25 protein-coding genes are annotated in these 22230 nt (G+C 64.7%); 13 read left to right on the top strand and 12 right to left on the bottom strand.

Annotated features, from left to right (window positions below; genetic code table 11):
- Position 1: 1 nt before the first annotated feature.
- From M1248_RS01075 to M1248_RS01065, 3 genes are read left to right on the top strand one after another with little or no spacing between them, the layout of a single operon-like run.
- Entirely contained in the window at positions 2-1192 is a 1191-nt protein-coding gene (locus M1248_RS01075; RefSeq protein WP_317147316.1) for an ABC transporter substrate-binding protein, read from the top strand.
- Positions 1192-2043, top strand: coding sequence for an ABC transporter permease (locus tag M1248_RS01070; protein ID WP_317147459.1), 852 nt, complete (start codon positions 1192-1194; stop codon positions 2041-2043). Before M1248_RS01075 ends, M1248_RS01070 begins: the two co-directional genes overlap by 1 nt.
- Positions 2043-2843 carry an ABC transporter permease gene (locus tag M1248_RS01065; protein ID WP_317147315.1) on the top strand — a complete coding sequence of 267 codons (801 nt, stop codon included), beginning with the start codon at positions 2043-2045 and terminating at the stop codon, positions 2841-2843. Before M1248_RS01070 ends, M1248_RS01065 begins: the two co-directional genes overlap by 1 nt.
- On the opposite strand, the gene M1248_RS01060 is transcribed toward M1248_RS01065, so the two are convergent.
- The gene (locus M1248_RS01060) at positions 2830-3630 is read right to left on the bottom strand and encodes a MerR family transcriptional regulator (RefSeq protein ID WP_163729863.1); all 801 of its coding nucleotides are present in this window, start codon (positions 3628-3630) and stop codon (positions 2830-2832) included. The two genes, M1248_RS01065 and M1248_RS01060, sit on opposite strands and share 14 nt — an antisense overlap.
- Positions 3631-3963: 333 nt before the next feature.
- Here M1248_RS01060 and M1248_RS01055 point away from each other — a divergent pair, with 333 nt between their 5' ends.
- The gene (locus M1248_RS01055; RefSeq protein WP_317147314.1) at positions 3964-5241 is read left to right on the top strand and encodes an MFS transporter; all 1278 of its coding nucleotides are present in this window, start codon (positions 3964-3966) and stop codon (positions 5239-5241) included.
- 6 nt (positions 5242-5247) lie between these two features.
- Here the strand turns inward: M1248_RS01055 and M1248_RS01050 are convergent, their stop codons facing one another.
- Positions 5248-6495: a low temperature requirement protein A gene (locus M1248_RS01050; RefSeq protein ID WP_317147313.1), complete on the bottom strand. Its 1248-nt coding sequence runs from the start codon at positions 6493-6495 to the stop codon at positions 5248-5250.
- 122 nt (positions 6496-6617) lie between these two features.
- Between M1248_RS01050 and M1248_RS01045 the strand changes: the two genes are divergently transcribed.
- Together M1248_RS01045 and M1248_RS01040 are read left to right on the top strand one after the other, a co-directional pair.
- Positions 6618-7118 (top strand): transcriptional regulator, encoded by a 501-nt coding sequence (locus tag M1248_RS01045; RefSeq protein ID WP_317147312.1) that lies wholly within the window; start codon positions 6618-6620, stop codon positions 7116-7118.
- Between the two features lie 200 nt (positions 7119-7318).
- Positions 7319-8032: an IspD/TarI family cytidylyltransferase gene (locus tag M1248_RS01040; protein WP_317147311.1), complete on the top strand. Its 714-nt coding sequence runs from the start codon at positions 7319-7321 to the stop codon at positions 8030-8032.
- Here the strand turns inward: M1248_RS01040 and M1248_RS01035 are convergent.
- The 6 genes from M1248_RS01035 to M1248_RS01010 all read right to left on the bottom strand — a co-directional run bounded on the left by M1248_RS01035 (position 8019) and on the right by M1248_RS01010 (position 14665).
- Positions 8019-8714, bottom strand: coding sequence for a 2-C-methyl-D-erythritol 4-phosphate cytidylyltransferase (locus M1248_RS01035; RefSeq protein ID WP_317147310.1), 696 nt, complete (start codon positions 8712-8714; stop codon positions 8019-8021). The two genes, M1248_RS01040 and M1248_RS01035, sit on opposite strands and share 14 nt — an antisense overlap.
- Positions 8715-8726: 12 nt before the next feature.
- Positions 8727-9392, bottom strand: coding sequence for a hypothetical protein (locus tag M1248_RS01030; RefSeq protein ID WP_317147309.1), 666 nt, complete (start codon positions 9390-9392; stop codon positions 8727-8729).
- On the bottom strand, positions 9389-10225 hold the full coding sequence (locus M1248_RS01025) for a hypothetical protein (RefSeq protein WP_317147308.1): 837 nt from the start codon (positions 10223-10225) through the stop codon (positions 9389-9391). The genes M1248_RS01030 and M1248_RS01025 overlap by 4 nt, the downstream gene beginning before the upstream one ends.
- Before the next feature lie 144 nt (positions 10226-10369).
- Positions 10370-11845 (bottom strand): FadD3 family acyl-CoA ligase, encoded by a 1476-nt coding sequence (locus tag M1248_RS01020; protein WP_317147307.1) that lies wholly within the window; start codon positions 11843-11845, stop codon positions 10370-10372.
- Positions 11842-13032 (bottom strand): amidohydrolase family protein, encoded by a 1191-nt coding sequence (locus M1248_RS01015; protein ID WP_163729872.1) that lies wholly within the window; start codon positions 13030-13032, stop codon positions 11842-11844. Before M1248_RS01015 ends, M1248_RS01020 begins: the two co-directional genes overlap by 4 nt.
- A gap of 103 nt (positions 13033-13135) precedes the next feature.
- Positions 13136-14665, bottom strand: a complete 1530-nt coding sequence (locus M1248_RS01010; RefSeq protein ID WP_317147306.1) for an AMP-binding protein — start codon at positions 14663-14665, stop codon at positions 13136-13138.
- Between the two features lie 81 nt (positions 14666-14746).
- On the opposite strand from M1248_RS01010, the gene M1248_RS01005 reads away from it, so the two are divergent.
- Entirely contained in the window at positions 14747-15463 is a 717-nt protein-coding gene (locus tag M1248_RS01005; protein ID WP_163729874.1) for an enoyl-CoA hydratase/isomerase family protein, read from the top strand.
- Between the two features lie 3 nt (positions 15464-15466).
- Here M1248_RS01005 and M1248_RS01000 read toward each other — a convergent pair whose 3' ends face one another.
- On the bottom strand, positions 15467-15988 hold the full coding sequence (locus M1248_RS01000; RefSeq protein ID WP_163729875.1) for a VOC family protein: 522 nt from the start codon (positions 15986-15988) through the stop codon (positions 15467-15469).
- Positions 15985-16410 carry a nuclear transport factor 2 family protein gene (locus M1248_RS00995; RefSeq protein ID WP_317147305.1) on the bottom strand — a complete coding sequence of 142 codons (426 nt, stop codon included), beginning with the start codon at positions 16408-16410 and terminating at the stop codon, positions 15985-15987. Before M1248_RS00995 ends, M1248_RS01000 begins: the two co-directional genes overlap by 4 nt.
- A gap of 88 nt (positions 16411-16498) precedes the next feature.
- On the opposite strand from M1248_RS00995, the gene M1248_RS00990 reads away from it, so the two are divergent.
- From M1248_RS00990 to M1248_RS00975, 4 genes are read left to right on the top strand one after another with little or no spacing between them, the layout of a single operon-like run.
- On the top strand, positions 16499-16987 hold the full coding sequence (locus M1248_RS00990; protein ID WP_317147304.1) for a hypothetical protein: 489 nt from the start codon (positions 16499-16501) through the stop codon (positions 16985-16987).
- Positions 16988-17003: 16 nt separating this feature from the next.
- On the top strand, positions 17004-17477 hold the full coding sequence (locus tag M1248_RS00985; RefSeq protein WP_163729878.1) for a Zn-ribbon domain-containing OB-fold protein: 474 nt from the start codon (positions 17004-17006) through the stop codon (positions 17475-17477).
- Positions 17478-17490: 13 nt separating this feature from the next.
- Positions 17491-18636 carry a thiolase family protein gene (locus M1248_RS00980; protein WP_317147303.1) on the top strand — a complete coding sequence of 382 codons (1146 nt, stop codon included), beginning with the start codon at positions 17491-17493 and terminating at the stop codon, positions 18634-18636.
- Positions 18637-18690: 54 nt separating this feature from the next.
- A complete protein-coding gene (locus M1248_RS00975) occupies positions 18691-19134 on the top strand; it encodes a hypothetical protein (RefSeq protein WP_317147302.1) in 444 nt (147 codons plus the stop codon).
- 14 nt (positions 19135-19148) lie between these two features.
- Here M1248_RS00975 and M1248_RS00970 read toward each other — a convergent pair whose 3' ends face one another.
- Positions 19149-19745 carry a helix-turn-helix domain-containing protein gene (locus M1248_RS00970; RefSeq protein ID WP_317147301.1) on the bottom strand — a complete coding sequence of 199 codons (597 nt, stop codon included), beginning with the start codon at positions 19743-19745 and terminating at the stop codon, positions 19149-19151.
- Positions 19746-19942: 197 nt separating this feature from the next.
- Here M1248_RS00970 and M1248_RS00965 point away from each other — a divergent pair, with 197 nt between their 5' ends.
- On the top strand, positions 19943-21223 hold the full coding sequence (locus tag M1248_RS00965; protein WP_317147300.1) for a cytochrome P450: 1281 nt from the start codon (positions 19943-19945) through the stop codon (positions 21221-21223).
- 4 nt (positions 21224-21227) lie between these two features.
- Here the strand turns inward: M1248_RS00965 and M1248_RS00960 are convergent, their stop codons facing one another.
- A complete protein-coding gene (locus M1248_RS00960) occupies positions 21228-21626 on the bottom strand; it encodes a hypothetical protein (RefSeq protein WP_317147299.1) in 399 nt (132 codons plus the stop codon).
- 78 nt (positions 21627-21704) lie between these two features.
- Between M1248_RS00960 and M1248_RS00955 the strand changes: the two genes are divergently transcribed.
- Positions 21705-22229 (top strand): hypothetical protein, encoded by a 525-nt coding sequence (locus M1248_RS00955; protein ID WP_317147298.1) that lies wholly within the window; start codon positions 21705-21707, stop codon positions 22227-22229.
- Position 22230 lies beyond the last annotated feature (1 nt).

The following is a 22230-nucleotide window of genomic DNA, read 5'->3' as shown; positions in this document are numbered from 1 at the left end:
GATGCCGTCCAGAACACGAGTCAGTCTTGTGCTCGCCGCGTGCGCCGCCCTCGTGCTGGCCGGCATCACCGGATGCACCGACCAACCCGGCGGAGACGAGCCGCCGCCGAAGCTGGAGCCCATGGAGGCCATCGGCGACGGCGAGGGCGAGCTCAACCTGATCGCATGGGCGGGCTACGCCGAGGACGGTTCGAACGACAGCACCGCCGACTGGGTGACGCCGTTTGAGCGACAGACCGGTTGTCAGGTCAACGTGAAGCTCGGCAACACCTCCGACGAGATGGTGCAGCTGATGCGCAGTGGCCAGTACGACGGCGTATCCGCGTCCGGCGATGCGACGTTGCGGTTGATCTACGCCGGAGATGTCGCCCCGGTGAACACCGATCTCGTGCCGAACTACGCCTCTATTTCGCCGTTCCTCAAAGACAAACCGTGGAATTCGGTGGACGGCAAGATGTATGGGATCCCTCACGGCTGGGGCGCCAATCTGCTGATGTACAACATCGAGGTCGTTCGCGATGCCCCGAACTCATGGGCGGCGGTATTCGACGATGCGGACAAGTACAAGGGCAGGGTCACCGCGTACGACTCCCCCATCTACATTGCCGACGCGGCGCTGTACCTGTCCAAGTCGAAGCCGGAACTCGGCATCAAGGATCCGTACTCGCTGACGCCCGAACAGCTCGACGCGGCAACGGAATTGCTCAAGAAGCAGCGGGAGAGCATCGGCGAGTACTGGTCGGACTACACCAAGGAGGTGCAGGCGTTCGAATCCGGCACCTCGGTCATCGGTACGACATGGCAGGTCATCGCGAACACGATCGGCTCGGAAAACAGGGTGCAGGTCAACACCGTTCTGCCCAAAGAAGGTTCAACGGGGTGGTCGGACACCTGGATGATCTCGTCGAAGGCCGCGCACCCCAATTGCATGTACAAGTGGATGAATTGGATCTCCTCGCCGGAGGTCAATGCCCAGGTCGCCGAGTTCTTCGGCGAGGCTCCGGCCAACACCGAAGCGTGCAAGTACACCGTCGAACCGGACTTCTGCGACATCTACCACGCCACCGACGAAGACTTCGCCGCCAAGATCCATTACTGGACCACACCGCAGAAGAATTGCGTGGACGGCAGCGGGGATAATTGCACGGCCTACAACGAGTGGGTCGACAAGTGGCAGCAGATCAAGGGGTGATGTTGCTCGGGGCCGCCTCGTCGGGGTCCGTGCGACGGCGTATCAGCCTCGGCTTCCTGCTCGTGCCACCCTTGGCCTGGCTGGTGGTCGCATATCTCGGATCCCTTGCCGTGCTCCTGGTTTCGGCCTTCTGGAGCACAGACGCCTTCACCGGCGCGGTGGTGCACTCGTTCACCTTCGACAACATCGTGCGGGTGGCGACCGACGAGCTTTTCCGTACAGCGGCGGTACGCACCGTATCGGTGGCGCTGGCCGTCACCGTGATCTGCGCCGTGCTCGCCGTGCCGCTGGCGTTCTACATGGCCAAGGTCGCGTCACCGCGGGTGCGGCTCGCGCTCGTGGTCGCCGTGACGACCCCGCTGTGGGCCAGCTATCTGGTCAAGGCATACGCGTGGCGCATGCTTCTATCCCCCGAAGGCCCACTGGTCTGGGCGACCGACTACACACCCGGGTATGGCCTGGCCGCCACCATCGTGACACTGACCTACCTGTGGCTGCCCTACATGGTCCTTCCGGTGTTCGCGGCGTTCACCCGCGTTCCGGACTCGCTGCTCGACGCGAGCGCCGACCTCGGCGCCTCCGACATGTCCACCCTCCGAATGGTGCTGGCGCCGTTGGTGTTCCCCGGTATCGCCGCGGGCTCGATATTCACCTTCTCGCTGTCGCTCGGTGACTACATCGCGGTGACGATCGTCGGCGGCAAGACTCAATTGCTCGGCAACATCATCTACGGCCAACTCGTCACCGCCAACAACCAGCCGCTGGCCGCCGCGTTGTCGATCATCCCGCTGCTGGCGATTGTGGCGTATCTGTTGGCGATGCGGCGCACGGGCGCGCTGGAGAACATCTGATGCTGTCGAACACCGCCCGTCGCCTCGTCCGGGGCTGGACGCTGCTCGTGTTGCTGTTCCTCTATGCGCCACTGCTACTCGTGGTGATCAACGCGTTCAACACCTCCCGCACATTCGCTTTTCCCCCGACGGGATTCACGCTGCACTGGTGGTCGGACGCCTGGAACAGCCACGGTATGTGGCAGTCACTCGTGAACTCGGTTGTCGTCGGTCTCGGCGCAACGGTCATCGCGCTGGTGCTGGGCACGATGGCAGCCTTCGCCGTGCGGCGTTACGACTTCTTCGGCAAGCATGTGGTGAGTCTGCTTGTGGTACTACCGATCACGCTGCCGGGGATCGTCACCGGCATTGCGCTGAATGCGACGTTCACATCCGCACTCGGCATGTCGCTGGGCATGGCCACCGTCATCATCGGGCACGCGACGTTCTGCATCGTGATCGTCTTCAACAACACTCAGGCGCGGCTGCGCCGGATGGGAAGCAGCCTGGAGGACGCCTCGGCCGACCTCGGCGCGTCGCCGTGGCAGACCTTCCGCTACGTGACCTTCCCGACGATGCGGGGATCGGTGGTCGCGGGTGCGGTGCTGGCGTTCGCCCTGTCCTTCGACGAGATCGTCGTCACGACGTTTACGGCAGGCCCGGCCGTGCAGACACTCCCGATCTGGATTTTCGGAAACCTCTTCCGGCCCAACCAGGCCCCCGTGATCAACGTCGTCGCCGCCGCGCTGACCATTGTCGCAATAATCCCGGTGTGGCTGGCGCAGCGCTTCGGCGGAGATCCTGCCGTCAGCCGGGTGTAGTGCCCGCACACCGACGCAGGAGCTCGCTCAGCAAGCCGCCGGCTGGGTGGCCGGTGGCCACCGTCGCCAGCTGCCGCCGCAGCGACTCCTCCATGCGAATCGACAAGACGTGACCCCATAGCTCGCGGTAGTCCCTCGCCATCTGCCCCAGGTCGTCGAGCTCGCGCGGCTTAGGCCGATGGTCCTTCCCGAACTTCGCCTCGACGGAATCGCCAAGCGCCCGGACGAAGCCACTGACCAGGCCGTCGGCGGCGTCCCGCGACGACTCGTAGATTCGCAGCAGCGCGCGGACGTAAAGCAGCTGATCGGACGTGCGGCCCAGAATCTCGGCGATCGACGGGTCGACGACGACGACGCTGCCGGCCCGTGCCTCGGCGAAGCCGAGTTCGATCAACTTTCGCGCCGCCTCACTGTCGGGATCGATGCGGACGGCACGGGGTTTTGGGGCCGGCTCACCGCCGGAGGGCCGTTGGTCGCCGGCGTCGGACGCACCGTCGGGTTCGTCGTTCGGCGTGGGCCCCAACAGTGCTCGCTGGATACCCAGGATGTCGGCCAGGTCGGCGCCTTGACGCATGCTCGCGAAGAACTCGGCGATGTGGGCCGAGTTGAAGCCGCGGCGCAGCAGCTGGTTGATGGTGCGCAACTGTGACAGGTGGTAGTCGTCGTAGAACGCCGAACGGCCGACGCGGCGGGGCGCGTCGAGCAGCCCGCGTTCGCGGTAGGCGCGGATATTGCGGGCACTGACGCCGGATATCTGGGCGAGTTCTTCCAGACGGTACTCAGCCATTGAAAACCGCCCCGATCGACATCGGGGCGCGGAGTAGCCGTGGACCGCGACGGTTCATCGCTCCACTCTAGCGCGCACGTGCAGATTTAGCGAATGGTTACCTAACAGGAGAATGAGTCTTTAGCTACTCCTGTAATGGGTTTCTATCTGCATATTTACCTCTGTGGTAATTTTTGATCATATTTGAATGCAACCTCTCAGCCAACTTTGTTTGTCGAGGCTGGCCGATCGGGTGAGTGATTTCACGGTTGACGGATTGGCTTCCTGAGCGGTCGTTGCGGGAGGATGAATTTGGCAGACATTAAGACAAATCGGCGGTAGTGAGGTTTCGGCGTGCGTCCCTGGATCGTGTGGACCACCGGACTCTTCGCCTATATCGTCGCCGTCCTCGACCGCACCACGCTCGGGGTTTCCGGCCTGGACGCGGCCGACCGATTCACCGCAAGCCCCACCGTCTTGTCGGCGTTTGTGGTGCTGCAGGTCGTCGTCTACGCGGGCGCGCAGGTACCGGCCGGGCTACTGCTCGATCGGTTCGGTTCCAAAACGCTGATCGTCGCGGGTGCCACGCTGATGGCGTCGGGCCAGCTGGCGTTGGCCTTCACCGAATCCCTGCCGGTCGCGATCGGTGCGCGCGCGGTCGTCGGACTGGGGGACGCGTTCACCTTCATCTCCGTGCTGCGCCTGGTTCCGCATTGGTTCAGCCCCCGGCAGGTGCCGCTGGTCACGCAGCTGACCGGGATCTGCGGCCAGCTCGGCCAGGTGCTGTCCGCCATCCCGTTCTTCGCTCTGCTCGCCGGCTCGGGCTGGACCACCGCCTACGTCTCGGTGGCCGCGCTGGGAGTGCTGTCGATCGTCCTCACCCTGCTGCTGGTCCAGGACACTCCCGAGGGCCGCATCGTCGAAGCCGAAGCCACGTCGCTGCGCGAAATACTGGTCAGCGTGAAAACGGTGTGGCTGCGACCGGGGACCCGGTTGGGCTTCTTCACGCATATGGGCACACAGTTCTCGGTGACGGTGTTTGCGCTGATGTGGGGTGTGCCGTATCTGACTGTCGCTCAGGGTCTTTCGGCAACCATCGCAGGCACCTTGCTAACTCTGTCGGTGGTCGCCGCGATCTCCGCCGGCATTCTGGTCGGCATCTTCACCGGACGTCATCCGAACCGCAGGTCGCGGCTGGTGCTCTGCATCATCGCCAGCAACGCCGTCATCTGGTCCGTGGTGTTGGCGCTGCCCGGCCGGGCGCCGCTGTGGCTACTGGTGGTTCTCGTGGTGGTCATCTCGGTCGGCGGCCCCGGATCGATGGTCGGGTTCGACTTCGCCCGAACCTTCAATCCTCGGGCCACGCTCGGCACCGCGTCGGGCATGGTCAACATGGGCGGTTTCATCGCGTCGCTGTTGGTCATGCAGTTCATGGGCGTCATCCTCGACGCGGTGGGCGACATCTCGTTCGAATCGTTTCGGCTGGCGTGGACGGTTCAGTACGCCGTCTGGGCGCTTGCGGTGGTGGGCATCCTCATCACGCGCCGCAAGGCGCGCGCCGTGATGCGGGCGGAGAACGCAAGTCCACATCTCGTGATCGAGGGTTTCGAACCGCATCCCGCGCCGCGATAGCTCCGATCAAGCGGGTGTCGCCTTCTCCTTGGCACGGTGATGGCCAAGCAGTTCGTATCCGATCACCGTCACCAGCGGCGCCAATGTGACGACCAGCAGACAGTTCGCCATCGAACGGCCCGAATCGGCCAGCCACACCGCAACGGCCAGCACCACGGCGGTGAGTCCCAGCAGCAGCACGAGAACGGGTTCTGCCTTGCGCACGATCACCATGTAGAGCGCGTAGATAGAGGCGATGTACAGCCCAACCGGCACAGCGACAGTCAAGACGGTCTCGGCCGCACTCAGTTTCGAGTGGTGCTCGATGTAGTAGGCGGCGGCGTGCAGACCGGCGCCCGTTGCCACGATGGCGCCGTACATCACGATCGGCAGGTACCCGAACCAAAACGAGCGGTCGCGGTGGGCGTGCAGCAGTTCGGCGTGCGGCACCACGAAATACGACCACCACATGCCAAACGTGAGCCCCACGCCTGCGACGGCGACGAACGCGGCGTCGAACGTCCAGCCCTGCGCGCCGACCACGGCCGACAACGACGCCACCGTTCCGACCACACCTTCGCCGAGAGCGATGATCGCCAGCAGGCCGTAGCGTTCGGCAATGTGGTGCGCGTGCCACGGGGTGCCGCCCCTGCGGGTCTCGGCCAACAGCGGGCCCAGAGTCTCCACCCCGATCAGGAGTGCGACCACGATGAGCGTCACCGGAACCGACGTGTGCAGCAGCAGGGCGGCCAACCAGCCGACCTGTGCGAGGGTCACCCACAGCGCGTAGGTCAGGCACGCCGACCGGTGTTCGGGGTCTTGGCTGGCCGCGCGTAACCACTGCCCCACCAGGGCAATTCGCATGACGATGTACCCGCCCACCATGACGCGGTTGTCGACGTGCTGGCCGTGTTCGATCGAGGCGAACATCGGCGGGAAGCCGAGCGCCATGATGATGACGCCGACCATCTGCAGCATCGTCATCAGCCGGTAGACCCAGTCGTCGGTGTCATACGCCGAGGCGAACCAGCTGAAGTTGATCCACGCCCAGCACACCGAGAACGTGGCGAGGGAGAAGCCGAGCAGGCCCGCGCCGATATGATTTTCGGCCAGGAGGTGGGCGAACTCATTGGCGGCGATGCCGAACGCGATGACGAACGTCAGGTCGAACAGCAGCTCCAGCGGCGTCGCAACACGGTGCTGTTCGTCGGGGTCACGACCCGTCATCCGGCGCACCCGGTGCTGGATGATCGTCGGTCGCTGCGCTTCAGTCATGTGGTCTGTCCTTTCCGGCTACATTTCACCGCATCCCCTGGCGAGGCACCGCACGACATCGGTGAGATATGGAGTAGCGCACTACTCACGCCCTGGCGGGTAGCGGGATCCACGATCGAAACGTGGACCAGTTCTCAGTGAGCCTGCTCGGCGACTTCGCGGTGTATCACGGCGATCGGCACGTCACCCTGCCTCCCGCCTCTCAACGGCTTGTCGCGCTCGTCGCGATGAAGCGCAAACCTGTGCACCGCCTCTGGGTGTGCACCAAGCTCTGGCCGAACGTCCATCTCCCCAAGGCCGTCGCGAGCCTGCGATCGGCGCTGTGGCGCCTCCGGCCCGCCGGCGCCGGGCCCCTGCTGACGGTGGATCCGCAGTACCTTCAGCTCTCTCCAGACGTCTACGTCGACTTTCACCACTCGGCCGATCTCATCGAGCTGCTGCTCGACGACAATGCCGACGCACAGTTGATGGCCGACTTGCTTCCGCTGCTTCGGGCGGGCGACCTCCTCGACAGGTGGTTCGAGCAGTGGGTCATCAGCGATCGCGACCACTACCACCTCAAGCGCAAGACGGCTCTGCAGATGATCGCCGACCGCTGCGCCGCCGAACCGAGGACCTCGTGAACGCGTTCTGGGTGGTGAGCATCTCGGTCTGCGTTCCGCTCGCCGCGATCGGCCTGTACAACCTGCAGGTGCGCCTGGAGCGGTGGGACCACGACCGGCACGCAGAAGACTGACGGTCGACCGGGGGGCGGTCAGACCTTGCGACTGGCCGGGGCAACAGCGCACCGCGGCGGGACGGTCCGCAGTGACAAGATGAGAGCATGAGCGCAAGGCCGGGCCCCGACGCCGTCGCCGTCGTCTTGGCAGCCGGTCTGGGAACCCGGGTCGGCGCCGACGGTAACAAGGCCTATCTGCGGATCGCAGGCCGCTCCATGGTGGCGTGGTCGATCGACACGTTGACACGAGTGCCCGAGATCGCTCGTACCGTGCTGGTGTTCCGGCGCGGAGAGTACGAGTTGGCCAGGGATACGCTGCAGAGTGAAGTACCAACGGCCACAGTCGAGTTCGTCGAGGGAGGCGACACCAGGCACGCGTCGGAGTCCAATGTGCTGCGGTATCTTGCCACCGACATCGACTCTGGGGCCGTCGACGTCGTCATCATCCACGATGCCGCCCGGCCGGTCGCCGGGCCGGACATGTTCGTCACCGCGCTGTCGGTCGCCCGCGAGTTCGGTGGCGCCATCCCCGCGATGCCGGTCGCGGATGTGATTCGCACCCGCGGCCATGACGTCGAATTGTTGGCCGGCTCCGCAGCATTGGTGCGCGTCCAGACCCCCCAGGCCTTTCGCGCAGCGACGCTGCTGCAGGCATACCGCGCGGCCGAACGTGAAGGGTTCGAGGGGACGGACACATCGTCGTGCGTGGAAGCGTTCACCGATGTCGAGGTCCGCACCTTCCGCGGCGAACAGCGCAACCTCAAGGTGACCTACGCTGCGGACATCGCGGTCGCCGAACGCCTTCTCACGCGCCGCTGATCCTGCTCGCGGTGATCGCTTCGACGAACTCGGCGTCCTCGGGCAGCTCGGCACGGAACGCATCGGGGTCACCGTCGACGAAGGTGACGGGCACCGCGGCATCGATGGCCACCGCGATCTCGTCGAAGTCTGCCGACGCGCCCCGTTCGAGCAGTCCGGCCAACGCGTCGACGGTGAAACCGCGCGGATATTGGACGGCGCGCAACACCGACCGATCGACGGTGGCGGTGATCGACCCGTGTCCGTCGACGGCCTTGACACTGTCGGTCACCGCCAGTGCCGGCATCACGACTGCGCCACCACAGCGCATGCCTTCGACGACACGGGCGGCAAGGTCGGCCGGCGCCAACGGTGTGGCGATGTCGTAGACGAGCACGTGGCTCGTCGAGAACGCCGCTCGCTGCAGATATTCCAGCGCCGCGCCGAGACAGTCGGCCCTGTGAGCCAATCCACCTACCGCCGCGACACTCACCGCTGCCAGATCCCGGGACGCGAGAGCGGTGCGCACGTCGCCGACAAGCGACGCGGCAGTGGCGATGACAGTCCGACTCGGTTCTTCCACCGTGTCGAGCATCGATCGCACGATTCGGGGCAACGGCGGCTCGGTCCCCACCGATAGGAACGCTGCCGCCGGGTTGTCGACGACCGAAACCGGCAGCGGCACAACGGCCGAAAGCTCCACTTTCGCGCGCCGCTAGACCGGGTCGAAGGTGTTGATCAACCAGCGGCCGTCGATCTTCTTCAGTCCGACCTTGACGCTGCTCGCTGCGAACGAGCCGTCCGGATTCTCCTTGCTGGTGGTGACCTGGTTTACGAACACCAACACCGTGGCGGAGTCGGGTTGCATATCTGACACCGCTGCCCGCACTACCGATGCGGCCGTCTTGACCTGCTTTTCCTTGGCCGCGGGAGTGACGATCTGCTCGGTGAATTGCGTGTAATACGAGAGAAAGTCGCCGGTCAGATTCGACTTGGCGGCGGCGAAGTCCTTGTCGAGAGACTCCGGCGAATACGACAACAACGCCACGGTGCCGTTTTTCGCGGCTTCCAGAGCGACGTTCGTTGCGTCCGCGTTGGTCTGCTGGTCTATCCGGTACTGAGAGAAGTACAGCCACCCGGCAACGCCGGCAGAGGCAACCAGTGCGACCGCGACGAGGATGGCCCCGATATTTCGGCGGACGATGCCCCGGTCGCCGCCGCGCGCGGGCTTTTCATCGGATACCTTCTCGGCGGAGGCCTCGGCGGTGCCGTCGCTGGAATCGTCTGTCGATTCGCCGGACTCAGTGATCTCGACGGCTTGGCTACTTTCCTCGGCGGTCGGGTCGTCCGCCGGCACTGTGGTGTTCTCGTCGGCGCTCATGGCACGAACTCGACTTTCGCCATCTTGATCTGTCCGCCGTCCACTCGTTCCAGGCTGACCTGCAATCGCCATGCGCGCGGCTCTTGTTTGGCGCCTGAGGAATTGGTCACGCGGGAGGTGGCCGCAACCAGCACGACCGCCTGATTCGGGGTCATCGACTCGACGGCGGCGGCGGTGACGGTCACGTCCGTGATGACTTTCGAATCCTGAGCGACCTTGACGAAATCCGCAGCCTGGTCTTCGAAGTCCGCTTTGAACTGGCCGGTGGTGTTCTCGATGATGCGCTGAACGTTGTCTTCGGCGGTGTTGAAGTCCAGCGACATCAGCGTCACGACTCCCTGCCGGCCGGCGGCGGCGAACTCTGCATTGAGCTGTTGATTCTCGGTTGCCTTCCGGTGCTCGTTCACCATGAGCACGCTGGCGGTTATCAATGCGGCGGTGCAGAGGACCGCGAGTGTCATCGCCACCACCTTGACGATGAGCCCCCAGCGGCGTCCCTTCGGAGCGGCCTCCTGGTCGTAATCAACGGCAGCGCCCTCGACGGCGGCCTGGGTCTCCACCGCTTCATCCGCCGCGACCTCGTCGTCGGCCTGGTTCTCCGCGTCGGCCTCGGCTTTGGCTCTGGCTTCGGCCTCCTGCGCCTCGCGACGCAACCGGATCGCCTTTGCCTTCGCGCGCGCCGCGGCGGCAGCGGCTTCGGCCTCGGCCGCCTCGGCTTCGGCCTCCTCGGCCAGTGTCAGCGCATCGTCGGTCGTGCCGTCCGCCTCCAGTGGCGGTTCCACGGCGCGCTGATCAGTGTCGGTCGCCGACGCGCGGCGCCTGAATGACGGCACAGCGACCTCCTTGTCTGTATGTCCCACTACTCACGAGAATGCCATTTTCTTTTATTGCGTATCGCCGCGACGATACCCTCCACTCAAAGGCCGGACTGATGCCGCCCTTCCTGCGGAAATGCTATTTACACGCTGTGCACGCGCTCAGCTGTGCAGCTTCTTCAAGTCGTCCTTCACCACCTTGCCGGTGGCGTTCAACGGCAGCTTGTCGAGGAACTCTACATACCGGGGCACCTTGAAACCCGCCATTCGTCCGCGGCTCCACTCGATGACGTCGTCGCTGCTCATCGCTCCTGCGTCGGCCTTCACCACGATGAACGCCTTGCCCACCTGACCCATCCGCTCGTCCGGCACGCCGATGACCGCGGCCTGCGCGATCGCCGGATGCTCGAGCAGAAAGCCCTCGATCTCGGCGGGATAGGCGTTGAATCCGCCGACGATGAACATGTCTTTCTTGCGGCCGACGATCCGCAGCCGTCCCGCGGCGTCGAGGGTGCCCAGATCGCCGGTGTGCAGCCAGCCGTCGCGATCGATCGCCTCGGCGGTGGCGACGGGGTCATCGAGGTATCCCTGCATGACGTTGTAGCCACGCACCAACACTTCGCCGTCATCGGCGATCCGCACCTCGACGTCCTCGCACGGCAGGCCCGCCGTGGTCGCGACGTCCTCGGGTGAATCACCCGGCCGAGACAACGTGACGTTGCCCGCCTCGGTGAGCCCGTAGCCGGTCATCAGCGATTCGAAGGGCAGGTCGTCGCGGATGCGCCTGATGAGTTCGACCGGGATGTCCGCGGCGCCCGTAACCGCGGCCCGCAGCGTGGCGAGCTTGGTCTTGTCAGCGACCGTGAGTAGCGAGTGGTATAGCGTCGGCGGGCCGGGCAGCATCGTGATGCGTTCGGCCGCAACGAGTTCCACCACGCGATCGATGTCGAACACCGCAAGCGGCACCATTGTCGCGCCGCGCAGGAACGACGCGACCAATCCGGCCTTCAACCCGAAGGTGTGGAAGTACGGGTTGATCATCAGGTAGCGGTCACCTTCACGGAGGTCCGCCAGCGTGGCCCACTCCTCGTAGGCTCGTAGCGTCTGAAGATGATTCATCCTGGCGCCCTTGGGCCTGCCGGTCGTGCCCGATGTGAAGATGATGTCGGAGATGTCGTCTCCGCTGACCTGCCGATGCAGAGGTGAACCAGAGGCCAGGAAGCCCGACTTCAGGTCGATGACCGGCGGACGCCGGCCGGTGTTCAAAGAGGGCAGAGAGTAATCCTGGTTCAGGAAGCCCTGTTGGACCATGACGGCCTTGGCCCCACTGCGGACGATGATGTCGCCGGCCTCGTCAGCCTTGAACCGCGTGTTCACCGGGACCAGCACCGCACCCGCGGTCATGATTCCGAACGCGGCGATCATCCATTCCGCGGAGTTCGGCGCCCAGATGGCTACCCGATCGCCCTTCTCGATACCGAGGTCCGCGAACGCCCCTGCCGCACGACGGATCCGATCGACGACCCCGGAAAAGGTGAGGCGCAGCGAACCGTCGACAACCGCTTCTGCATCGCCGAAGCGGTCCGCCGCGCTCAAGACCATCTCGGGGATGGTCTGGAAAGGTTGACTACCCGTCACACGGTGACAAGGCGGCCGAGGTTGCCGCCCATGATCTTCGCCTGGTCTTCGAGCGCAAGATGTTCGAGCGCGGTCACGTAGTGGGTCGGCTCAGCCAGGCCCTCCGGGTGCGGCCAGTCGGAGCCGTACAGCACCTGTTCCACGCCGATCAGGTTGATGAGCTCGTCGATGCCCTCCTCGTAGAACGGGCTGACGTAGATGCGGTTCTTGATCTCCTCGATCGGGTTGCCGAGGAAGGCCTCCGGCGCCTTCTTCCATACCTCTGCCATTGAATCCAACAGCGGGAACATCCACTTCGAGCCGGCCTCGACGATGCCCACCTTCAGCTTCGGGAACCGGAACAGCGCACCGTGAATCACCCAGGAAGCCACCGCATCCTGAATCGGGCGCCACTCGTTGAGGATCGACATGGCGTTGGTCTGGAACGGCAGCATCTCCTGGGCCGCACCGTCCCACTCGGAGGTGTACCGGGAGTAGCCACTGTCAGACGAGTGCATACCGACGAAGATGTCGTACTCGACGACGCGCTCCCAGAAGGGATCGAACTCGGGCAGCGCGAACGAACGCGGGCCGCGGAAGCCCGGCACCGGTGCGGGACGGATGAGGATCGCGCGAGCACCGCGCTTGACGCACCACTCCAGTTCCTCGATGGCCTTCTCGACAATGGGCAGGGTGATCACCGGCGTGGTGAAGATCCGGTTCTGGTAGTTGAAGCCCCATACCTCATGCAGCCACTCGTTGAGCGCGTGGATGATCACGTGGATGGCGACCGGATCGTCGGACAGGCGTTCCTCGATCAAGCTGGCCAGGGTCGGGAACATCAGCGAACGGTCGATGCCCAGCTCGTTCATCTTCTCGAGGCGCGGCTCGGGCTCGAAGAACGCCGGAATGGCGCGCATCGGCTCACCGAACAGCTCGCGCTTGCTCTTGCCGTCGGGGTTTCCGAACTTGAAGTACTCCTCCCAGGCGCCCGGCTTGGCGACGACGGAGAAGGTGGGGTTCGGGATGTAGTTACTGATCACGCCCTTGAGCGCGATCTTGGTACGGCCATTGATCTCGACGTACTGGACGATATCCTTGTACTCCTTGGGGAGGTACTTGGTCATCGCCTCCGGCGGCTCGTAGAGATGGTTGTCCGCATCGAACAGCGGAAACGGAATGTCGACGCGGTGCGACAGCTGGCCCATGAAAGACTCCTTATCCTCTGACGAGAATCCTATTCTCCTAGCGCGATGGTAACAAGGTTTTCGCCGTAGTGGTAATGACGTTACCGGCGGGGTTGCCTACCGCTCACGCATGCAATGACTGCCTGACGCGAAACTTCTGAACCTTGCCACTCGCAGTGCGCGGGTAATCGTCCACCCGGTGCAGCTCCTCGGGCCACTTCTGGACCGCGACACCCTGCGCCTTGAAGTGTTCTCGCACCTCGTCAAGCGTCGGCATCTCCGAGCCGTCGCGAACGCGCAGCACTGCGGCCGCGCGCTCGCCCAGACGGTCGTCGGGCACCGCGACGACCACGGCTTCGGCGACGGCCGGCATACCGAGCAGGACCTCCTCGACCTCCAGCGCGCTGATGTTCTCGCCGCCCCGGATGATCACGTCGGCCTTGCGATCGGTGATCGTGAGGTAGCCGTCGTCGTCGAGGACACCGACATCGCCGGTGCGGTACCAGCCGTCGGCGTCGAACGCGCTCGCGGTGAGCGCCTCGTCGGTATAGCCGAGGCACAGGTCTGGCCCTCGGCTGAAGATCTCGCCGTCGGGCCCGAGCCGGATCTCCACCCCGGGCCGGACGTCGCCGTCGGTGAACAGGCGCTTGTCTTCCGGCGCGCTGCGGCGCGACCCGGTGATCGACGGGTGCTCGGTACTGCCGTAGGAACGGAACACGAACATGCCGAGATCGGCCAGGCGCCGTGTCACTGCCGCCGGAACCGTCGAGCCGCCCAACCCGACCGTCGTGAAGTGGCGCACGTGGTCCGGCGTGCAGTCCGGATGGTCGAGCACGCTCGTGACGAAATACGGCGGCCCGCCGCCGATCGACAAACCGTCGCGTTCGATGAGCTCGAGTACCCGGCCCGGGTCCCACACGTCACACAGATCGATGGGCGCTCCTTCGAGCACCGGGATGAGAAATGCGCCGAGCATCCCGATGAAGTGCCCCACCGGGGTCGCCGTCAGCTGCCTGCCGCGGTCAGGCGGGTAATTCTCGAGAAGCTGCCGCGTTTCGAAACCGAGGGTCTGGTGGCTGTGGATGACGCCTTTGGGATTGCTCGTGGTACCCGAGGTGAAGGCGATCAGCGCCGGGCTCGCGGGGTCCGCCGCGATGGTGCCCGGCATGGGGTCGTCCGCAAGAAGGTCGTCGAACGTTTCGCCGACCAGCCCGACGATCGGCACGTCCGCGCAAAGGTCGGCCTGAAAGGTCATGCGGCCGAATTCGGCGGTGGTGATGAAGACCTTCGGCCGTGCCGTCGTCATGATGTGACCGAGTTCTTTGCGCCCGTAGAAGTGCACGATCGGCACGACCACCGCACCCAGGAAGGTCGCGGCCCAGAACGCGGCGGCGGCCTCCATCCAGTTGGGCAATTGGATTGCGACGACGTCACCCGCGCCCACGCCGCGCGACCGAAGTCCCGCCGCCAGCCTGCGGGCCTGGGTTTCGACGTCACCGAAGGTGCCGGAGTACGGCCGCACCGCGGAATGCACGTTGAAGGCCGTCGCTGGATTGGCCGCCAGTCCGCCGGCCACCAGGTCCCCGAGTGTTTCCTGTGTCCACCAACCTTCGGCGACGTAGCGTTTCGTCAGGTACTCAGGGATTTTTCGCATGTATTCGGCTGCACCTCCGCGTCGGGCCCGATGCTATTCTCCGCTAGAGAGAATGCCAATACCGGGAATGGAGAACGCTAGATGGTGGACCTCGAGCTGGACGACGGGCTGGCGGTCATCACCATCGACCGACCGCATGCCCGCAACGCCATTTCCCTGGAGACGATGGACCAACTGGAGAAGGCGCTCGACAGCGCTGACGGTGCCCGGGCGCTCGTCATCACCGGCGCCGGTGACCGCGCCTTTGTCTCCGGCGGCGACCTCAAGGAACTCAGCGCGCTGCGCACCGAGCTCGACGCCTCGGCGATGGCTTTCCGCATGCGGACCATCTGTGACCGGATCGCCGGCTTTCCCGGGCCGACGATCGCGGCATTGAACGGGCACGCACTGGGCGGGGGCGCCGAGTTCGCGGTGTCTGCGGACATCCGGGTCGCGGCCGACGACATCAAGATCGGATTCAACCAAGTGGCGCTGGAGATCATGCCGGCGTGGGGCGGCGCCGAACGTCTCGTCGCGCTGGTGGGTTACAGCCAAGCGCTGCTGCTGGCGGGCAGCGGCACCATCGTCGGTGCAGCGGAGGCCGAACGGCTGGGGCTGGTGGACCGCGTCATCCCGCGGGCATCGTTCGACAGCGGCTGGCGTGATCTCGCCCGCGCCATGGCCGGCCGTCCGGCAGGAGAGATCAAGCGCGTCATGAAGGGGGCGACGACGACGGAGGCTGTCGCAGCCTTTGCGCGCCTGTGGGTTTCAGACGAACACTGGTCAGCCGCCGACAAGGTGATGAAGCGCGACAAGTAGCGCCTACCCCCCGAGGACGCGGATCGGATCGCTACCGTCCCAGTCGACTGCGGCATCACGTACGAATTTACCCATGCCGGAAGTGATTTCGTTGTCTTCCATGATCTCGATGACGGTGGCGGGACTATTCGGCGGCTCGAGATAGGCGAACCGTGTTCCGACGTTCTCGTCTCCGAGCCAGACCACCGGCCAGCCGGCATCACGCACAGATGCCATCGTCGCGTCGAAATCATCCGTCCAGTACGCGAGTTGGTGGTAGCCAGGACCACTGGCCGCGAGAAATTCGGTGTAGATGCTCGGGGTGCTGTCCTCTTGCTGGATCAGCTCGATCTGCATCTCCCCGCTGTTGGCTAGCGCCATCGAGATCGTGACCTCACACGGGTCGCCGCGATAAGACGCTCGTATGGGAATACCCCGCATGACGAAGAACGGGCCGACACCCAGGTCGATCCACGGCACGAGCGCGTCGTCGAGATCCTCGACGATGTAACCGATCTGTCGGATCGGTCCGGGCAGGATGCTCATGACTGCGGGATCACCGTGACACCGGACTGCACCCGCGCGATCTGCGTGGTGCGGCGGGCGATGCGCCATCCGTCGGGAGTACGGGCGAGTTCGTCGTCGTAATGACCAAGGGCCTCAACCCAAGTGGCCGGATCGTCGGGAACCGCCTGCAGATGCGCGAAGACATAGGATCTGGCGGTGGCCCGATCGCCGTCGACAGTGATCGTGAAGTTGGACAGCCGGTGGTAGGTGGGCCCCATCGAGCTGTGGAGCTGCTCCATCAACCCGCTGATGGCATCGACACCCGAATAACGCCCGACCTCGCCGTAGTCACAGTCGACATCCTCGGTCCAGCAGGTGCGCAACAGCGCCCAGTCCTTGAAATCGATTCCGGTGGCGTAGCGGATCAGAACGTCGGCGATCTGCGCTTTGTCGGCATCCACACGGGCAGGCTAACGCGTTGCAACCGCGGCCAGCACCATGAATGCGAGAAGAACACCGAGTCCCCATCGGTACGCATAGGGTGATGACGTGCGGCGTTGGCGCGGCGATCCGGTCGATCGCGTGCTGGTTGCGGCGTCGGAACTCGAACTTCCGCCCGCCGTGTTCAAGACGTGTCCGTGGCAGCCCCGGGAGCTCATCGACACCGGTCTCCGGCAATGGTTGAGGTGTTGCGGCGCGGCCCTGCGCGACGATCAGGTCATCGGGATGCCATCTCACGCCGTTGACGAGGCATGGCACGGCCTGATCCTGTGCACCGCCCGGTACGCCGCGTTCTGCGAAAGGGCATACGGCCGGTTCCTTCATCACCATCCCGAGGGCGGGGCACCCGCAGGCACCGTCACCGATTCGGCGGAGGAGCAACTGCGAAGGACGGTGATCGCCTGGTCGATGGTGGGGAGGCCGGGTGAGCAATGTGTGCTGTGGGACCTCGATCGGAGTGTCGGGGTGGATCAGCCGTGGGGCGTGGATCCCGCGAAGGTGACGGCGATCGAGGCCGACATCTCTCGAGTCATGTGAGCGGCGGCAACAGCTGATGCGGACATTGTTCTCTCTAGACGAGAACGTCATTTCCGATTATGGTCACTCCGTGTCCACCCAGAAAGCGCTCGCCCCCGAGATCTCCACGTGGCCCGACGAGAACCCGCAGCTGATCGGCAGTCGCTGCGGTGTGTGCGGAGCGACCACCTTCCCTGTCCAGCAGCGCTGCCCAAAGTGCAGCGGCGGCGAGATGACCGACGTGCATCTCCCCCGCCAGGGCACCCTGGTCGCCTGGACGACGCAGGGCTTTCCGCCCGGCGCCCCGTACAAGGGGCCCGCGGGTAAGGACTTCGTGCCGTTCGGCGTGGGCCTGGTCCAGCTCGATGACGTGATCCGCGTCGAGGGCCGGCTGACCGAAAACGACCCCGAGAAGCTGCAATTCGGCATGCAGGTCGAGCTGACCATGGTGCCGTTCACCACCGACGACGAGGGCAACGAGATCATCACCTTCGCCTTCCAGCCCGTCTAGAGAGGACCGTGACATGACCAACGACGTTGCGATCATCGGAGTGGGACTCCATCCGTTCGGCCGGTTCGACAAGACAGCCATGGAGATGGGCGCCGAAGCGATCCAGCTCGCCCTCACCGACGCGGGTGTCGACTGGAAGGACATCCAGTTCGGCTTCGGCGGCAGCTACGAGGTTTCCAACCCCGACGCTGTCACCCGCCTGGTGGGGCTGACCGGCATCACCTTCACGAACGTGTTCAACGCGTGCGCGACCGCGGCATCGGCGATCCAGCAGACGGCCGACACGATCCGACTCGGCAAGTACGACATCGGCATCGCCATCGGCCTGGACAAGCATCCCCGCGGCGCATTCACCGACGACCCAGCCAAACTGGCCCTGCCCCAGTGGTATGCCGAGAACGGCCAGTTCGTCACTACCAAGTTCTTCGGCATCAAGGCCAACCATTACATCCACAAGCACGGCATCTCCCAGGAAACGTTGGCGCGGGTGGCGAACAAGAACTTCCGCAACGGTGCGCTGAACCCGAACGCGTTCCGCCGCAAGGAGATCTCGGTCGACGAGATCCTCAACTCTGCGGTGCTGAACTACCCGCTCACCCAGTACATGTTCTGTGCTCCGGACGAGGGGGCGGCCGCGGTGATCATGTGCCGCGGGGACATCGCCCACAAGTTCACCGACAAGCCGGTGTTCGTGCGTGCCAGCGAGATTCGGACCCGCACGTACGGTGCCTACGAGGTGCACGCCACGAGTGCGCCTCTCGACGAGGACCCGTCGCCGACGGTGTACGCCGCCAAGGCGGCCTACGAGGCGGCCGGAATCGGTCCCGACGACGTCGACATCGCCCAGTTGCAGGACACCGATGCGGGTGCAGAGGTGATCCACATGGCCGAGACCGGCCTCTGCGCGGACGGCGAGCAGGAGAAGCTGCTGGCCGATGGCGCCACCGAGATCCACGGCACCATCCCGATCAACACCGACGGCGGTCTGATCGCCAACGGCGAACCCATCGGCGCCTCGGGTCTGCGGCAGGTCCACGAGTTGGTGCGCCAGCTTCGCGGCGAGGCGGGTGACCGGCAGGTTCCCGGGGAGCCGAAGGTCGGTTTGGCGCAGGTCTACGGCGCGCCGGGCACCGCCTCGGCGACGATTCTTTCGGTCTGAGCCAGATCGAGCATTCGGCCCACCGTGCGAAAACATGGTTCTAAAATTCGGGGAATGAAGTTTCCGGCCACACCCCGCGTTTGGACGCCGACAGCGTTGCTGCGGCTCGCTGCGGCAACAGCACTGGCGACTTCGGGCGTCGCCGCGGCGAGCGTGCCGGCGACGGCTCAGGCTCCGCTGCACAACGTGAAGTACACGGTGTTCGCCGAGGGGCCTGCGTACCTGAAGATCTACTACCGCGATGTCGACCCACCCAACTGGGCCGATTACAGCCACAACCCCTACGCCTACACCCCGAAGGTCGAGGCCGACGTCGGACCGAATCAGCAGTGGAATCTCGATGTGCAGCTGGCCAATCCCGACGAATGGGCGATGGTCGTTGCGCAAGGCGAACCCGGCTTGACTCCCAACGTCCATTGCGTGCTTGCGATAGACGGAGTCGTCGTCAAAACTCATCAGGGACCCAAGGGCGCGCTCTGCTCGATTCGCAACTGGTGAGAGCTGTTTCACGCTCAAGCGTCTGTAAGTGGCTCGCCCTCCAGTCGGCGGATCCATTGCTCGCAGTACGCAAACGTCTCGGCATGACCGGTGGTGATGCCCAGCGCGCGTTCCATCACCAGCCCCTGGGACACACTCGTCGCGAACACCGTCCACACCACAGGCGGAACGTCGTCGGATGCGACGCCGTACCGATCGAGCGCGGCGGCGATCGCGGCGTTCTGTTCAGCCCGGAATCGTTCTGCGTGGTAGACGATCTCGGCACGCAGCGCCTTGCGGTGATTCGCCAGGCCCATGAATTCCATCGTCAGCCTCGTCGCCTCGGGCTGCGTGCTGAACCTCCACAGCGACCACAACGGCTGCGGCGACTTCAGTGCTGTCTGCAGCACACCGAGCCCGGCTTCTGCCATCCGGCGGAACACCGCGAGGAAGAGATCCTCCATGGTGCGGAAGTAGTAGTGGACGAGCTGGGGTTTCAGTCCGGCCTTTTCAGCGACCCGGCGCGATGTGACCGCGGCGTAGCCCTCGTCCAGAAGCAGCTGCTCGGCGGCATCGAGCAGGACACCGCGGTTCTTCGCCTCCGGCGCCCCGATCCTTCGCACCGATGTCATGGCGTCAGTCCTCTTTTCCGACGTCGCGTGTTACGACACGCCGATCGTAGTGCCGACCGGCCGCGCGTCCTTGACCCTGACCTTAGCGCCATGCTAAGCAGGTGCTCAGCATATTTGGCTAGCCGGCTCGTCGATGCGACCGATTCAGTCACACCCACGACGCGAGTAAGCGCCGACCTTGGAGGGCTCACAAGACGATGACCACAGATTTCGACTCGGTCGACTACTTCACCGATCCGTCGTTGGTGCCCGATCCTCACCCGTACTACGACCATGTACGCAGCAAGGATCCGGTGTGCTGTCCGATCAACAACGGCGTGCTCGCCGTGACCGGCTGGGAAGCGGCGAACTCCGTCTACAAGGACACCGAGAACTACTCGTCCTGCGTCGCGGTCATGGGGCCCTTCACGCCGATGCCGTTTACGCCCGAGGGTGACGACATCTGCGCGCAGCTCGAGGAGCACCGCACCGAGATCATCATGCACGAGCACATGGTCACGATGGATCCGCCGCATCACACCGATGCGCGGTCGGTACTCTCGCGGCTGCTGACGCCCAAGCGCCTCAAGGAGAACGAGGACTTCATGTGGCGGCTCGCCGACCGCCACATCGACGAGTTCATCGACGCGGGCCACTGTGAGTTCCTCAACGCGTACGCCAAGCCGTTCTCGCTCCTGGTGGTCGCCGACCTACTCGGCGTGCCCGAAGAGGACCACGAGGACTTTCGTCAGGCGTTCGGCGCCCAAGGCGAGGGAACCAACATCGGTAGCCTCGACCACGAAGTGATCGCCGTGAACCCGCTCGCGTGGGCGGACGAGAAGTTCTCGCAGTACATCGAGGAACGCCGACAGAACCCGCGCGACGACGTGCTCACCTCGATTGCGACCGCGAAGTATCCCGACGGTTCGACCCCCGAGGTGGTCGATGTGGTGCGGACCGCGACGTTCCTGTTCGCGGCCGGCCAGGAGACGACCGCCAAGCTGCTCGGCGCGGCGATGCGGGTGCTGAGCGACCGGCCCGACATCCAGCAGCAGTTGCGTGACGACCGTAGCCTCATCCCGGTGTTCGTCGAGGAGTGCCTTCGGATGGACAGCCCGGTGAAGAGCGTGTTCCGGATGGCCCGCAAGACAACGACACTCGGCGACACCCCGGTGCCCGCGGGAACCACGGTGATGGTGAGTCCCGGTGCCGCCAACCGCGACCCTGCCCGCTTCGAGAATCCGCACGAGTTCTCCCTCGATCGCAAGAATGTGCGCGAACACATTGCGTTCAGCCGTGGCATTCACTCGTGCCCCGGCGCTCCCCTGGCGCGTGTCGAAGGCAGGGTCTCGATCGAGCGCCTCCTTGACCGGCTGACCGACATCACCGTCAGCGAGGAGAAGCACGGGCCGATCGACGCGCGGCGTTACGAGTACGAGCCGACGTTCATATTGCGCGGGCTGACAGAGATCAACATCGAGTTCAAGCCTGTCGGCTAGGAACTCACGGGGCGGGCCGAAGCTGTTCTCCGCTTTCCCATCTCGGGAAGCCGTCCTCGCGCGTCACGCAACTGAGGAACATGCCGTCGGGCGCTTGGGCGACCTCGCCGTCATAGCCGGCGCAGTCACTCATGTAGTCCTTGATTCCGCGCATTTCGGGTGACCGGAACCAGCGTGGTTCGTAGCGCCTCGGCGTCCCGCAGAACACCAGTCGTCCCCATGAGGTAACGCCGAACGAGTAGTACTTGGTCTGATTGCAGTACGAGCCCAGCACCACGCCCGGCTGGATACCCGGAACGCAGCTCGGCTCGTTGCACTGGGTCGGTCCGGCGGACGCCGCAGGCGACGCCACGATCGAGCCTGCGGTCAGGGCTGCAGCAAGCACTGCGATGATGGATCGCACCCGGATATTCTCACACGGCAGAGAATCAAATTCTCGCTTTTGAAGATGATCGCTACCAGGCGAGATAGGCTTTGAGCCATGCGTAGTTACAAGGTCGTCGCGGGCGCCGTAGCGGCAATGTCCGTCGCCGCGACGCTGACCGTCACCCCGGCCGCGCACGCATCGGACTTCGGGAACGAGCTCAACGGCACCTACCGCTATTACGCCAACGGTGACTTCGCGTTGGTCAACGACGTTCGCAAGGACATGCCGACGATCGACGAGACGTGGACACTGTCCTCCGACTGTGTCAGCCCGGTCGAATGCGAAGGCACGGCAGTGAGTTCGGCGGGGTGGACCGCGCGGCTCTGGTACGGCTACCCGAACACATATTGGGTCGTCGACCGCAACATCCCCGAATGGCAGTTCTGCCCCGGCGGTGGCGTCGCCCCGGGAGAGCAACGATTCCAGTTCTGGGGATTCGACCCGGTGCCCGGCGAACGCAACATGAAGATCACGAATTTCCTGGTGGGCCGCCAGCGGACGAACAGCCCCAGCGGTTCCTGTGGCACCAACAAGCCCCTCGTCATCGAGACACCGATGAAACTCGAGCAAATCGCCTAGC

The organism is Mycobacterium sp. 29Ha (assembly GCF_032883055.1).
GTDB lineage: Bacteria > Actinomycetota > Actinomycetes > Mycobacteriales > Mycobacteriaceae > Mycobacterium > Mycobacterium gallinarum.
Note: the sequence above shows the minus strand (reverse complement) of the source record. Positions and strands in the feature narration are given on the sequence as shown.

What these genes read in the sequence shown, in the direction of transcription:
- M1248_RS01075 (WP_317147316.1), top strand. Translation starts at nt 2, where the DNA reads ATGCCGTCCAGAACACGAGTCAGTCTTGTGCTCGCCGCGTGCGCCGCC.
- M1248_RS01070 (WP_317147459.1), top strand. Translation starts at nt 1,192, where the DNA reads ATGTTGCTCGGGGCCGCCTCGTCGGGGTCCGTGCGACGGCGTATCAGC.
- M1248_RS01065 (WP_317147315.1), top strand. Translation starts at nt 2,043, where the DNA reads ATGCTGTCGAACACCGCCCGTCGCCTCGTCCGGGGCTGGACGCTGCTC.
- M1248_RS01060 (WP_163729863.1), bottom strand. Translation starts at nt 3,630, where the DNA reads ATGGCTGAGTACCGTCTGGAAGAACTCGCCCAGATATCCGGCGTCAGT.
- M1248_RS01050 (WP_317147313.1), bottom strand. Translation starts at nt 6,495, where the DNA reads ATGACTGAAGCGCAGCGACCGACGATCATCCAGCACCGGGTGCGCCGG.
- M1248_RS01040 (WP_317147311.1), top strand. Translation starts at nt 7,319, where the DNA reads ATGAGCGCAAGGCCGGGCCCCGACGCCGTCGCCGTCGTCTTGGCAGCC.
- M1248_RS01030 (WP_317147309.1), bottom strand. Translation starts at nt 9,392, where the DNA reads ATGAGCGCCGACGAGAACACCACAGTGCCGGCGGACGACCCGACCGCC.
- M1248_RS01015 (WP_163729872.1), bottom strand. Translation starts at nt 13,032, where the DNA reads ATGGGCCAGCTGTCGCACCGCGTCGACATTCCGTTTCCGCTGTTCGAT.
- M1248_RS01010 (WP_317147306.1), bottom strand. Translation starts at nt 14,665, where the DNA reads ATGCGAAAAATCCCTGAGTACCTGACGAAACGCTACGTCGCCGAAGGT.
- M1248_RS01005 (WP_163729874.1), top strand. Translation starts at nt 14,747, where the DNA reads ATGGTGGACCTCGAGCTGGACGACGGGCTGGCGGTCATCACCATCGAC.
- M1248_RS01000 (WP_163729875.1), bottom strand. Translation starts at nt 15,988, where the DNA reads ATGAGCATCCTGCCCGGACCGATCCGACAGATCGGTTACATCGTCGAG.
- M1248_RS00985 (WP_163729878.1), top strand. Translation starts at nt 17,004, where the DNA reads ATGCGGACATTGTTCTCTCTAGACGAGAACGTCATTTCCGATTATGGT.
- M1248_RS00980 (WP_317147303.1), top strand. Translation starts at nt 17,491, where the DNA reads ATGACCAACGACGTTGCGATCATCGGAGTGGGACTCCATCCGTTCGGC.
- M1248_RS00975 (WP_317147302.1), top strand. Translation starts at nt 18,691, where the DNA reads ATGAAGTTTCCGGCCACACCCCGCGTTTGGACGCCGACAGCGTTGCTG.
- M1248_RS00970 (WP_317147301.1), bottom strand. Translation starts at nt 19,745, where the DNA reads ATGACATCGGTGCGAAGGATCGGGGCGCCGGAGGCGAAGAACCGCGGT.
- M1248_RS00965 (WP_317147300.1), top strand. Translation starts at nt 19,943, where the DNA reads ATGACCACAGATTTCGACTCGGTCGACTACTTCACCGATCCGTCGTTG.
- M1248_RS00955 (WP_317147298.1), top strand. Translation starts at nt 21,705, where the DNA reads ATGCGTAGTTACAAGGTCGTCGCGGGCGCCGTAGCGGCAATGTCCGTC.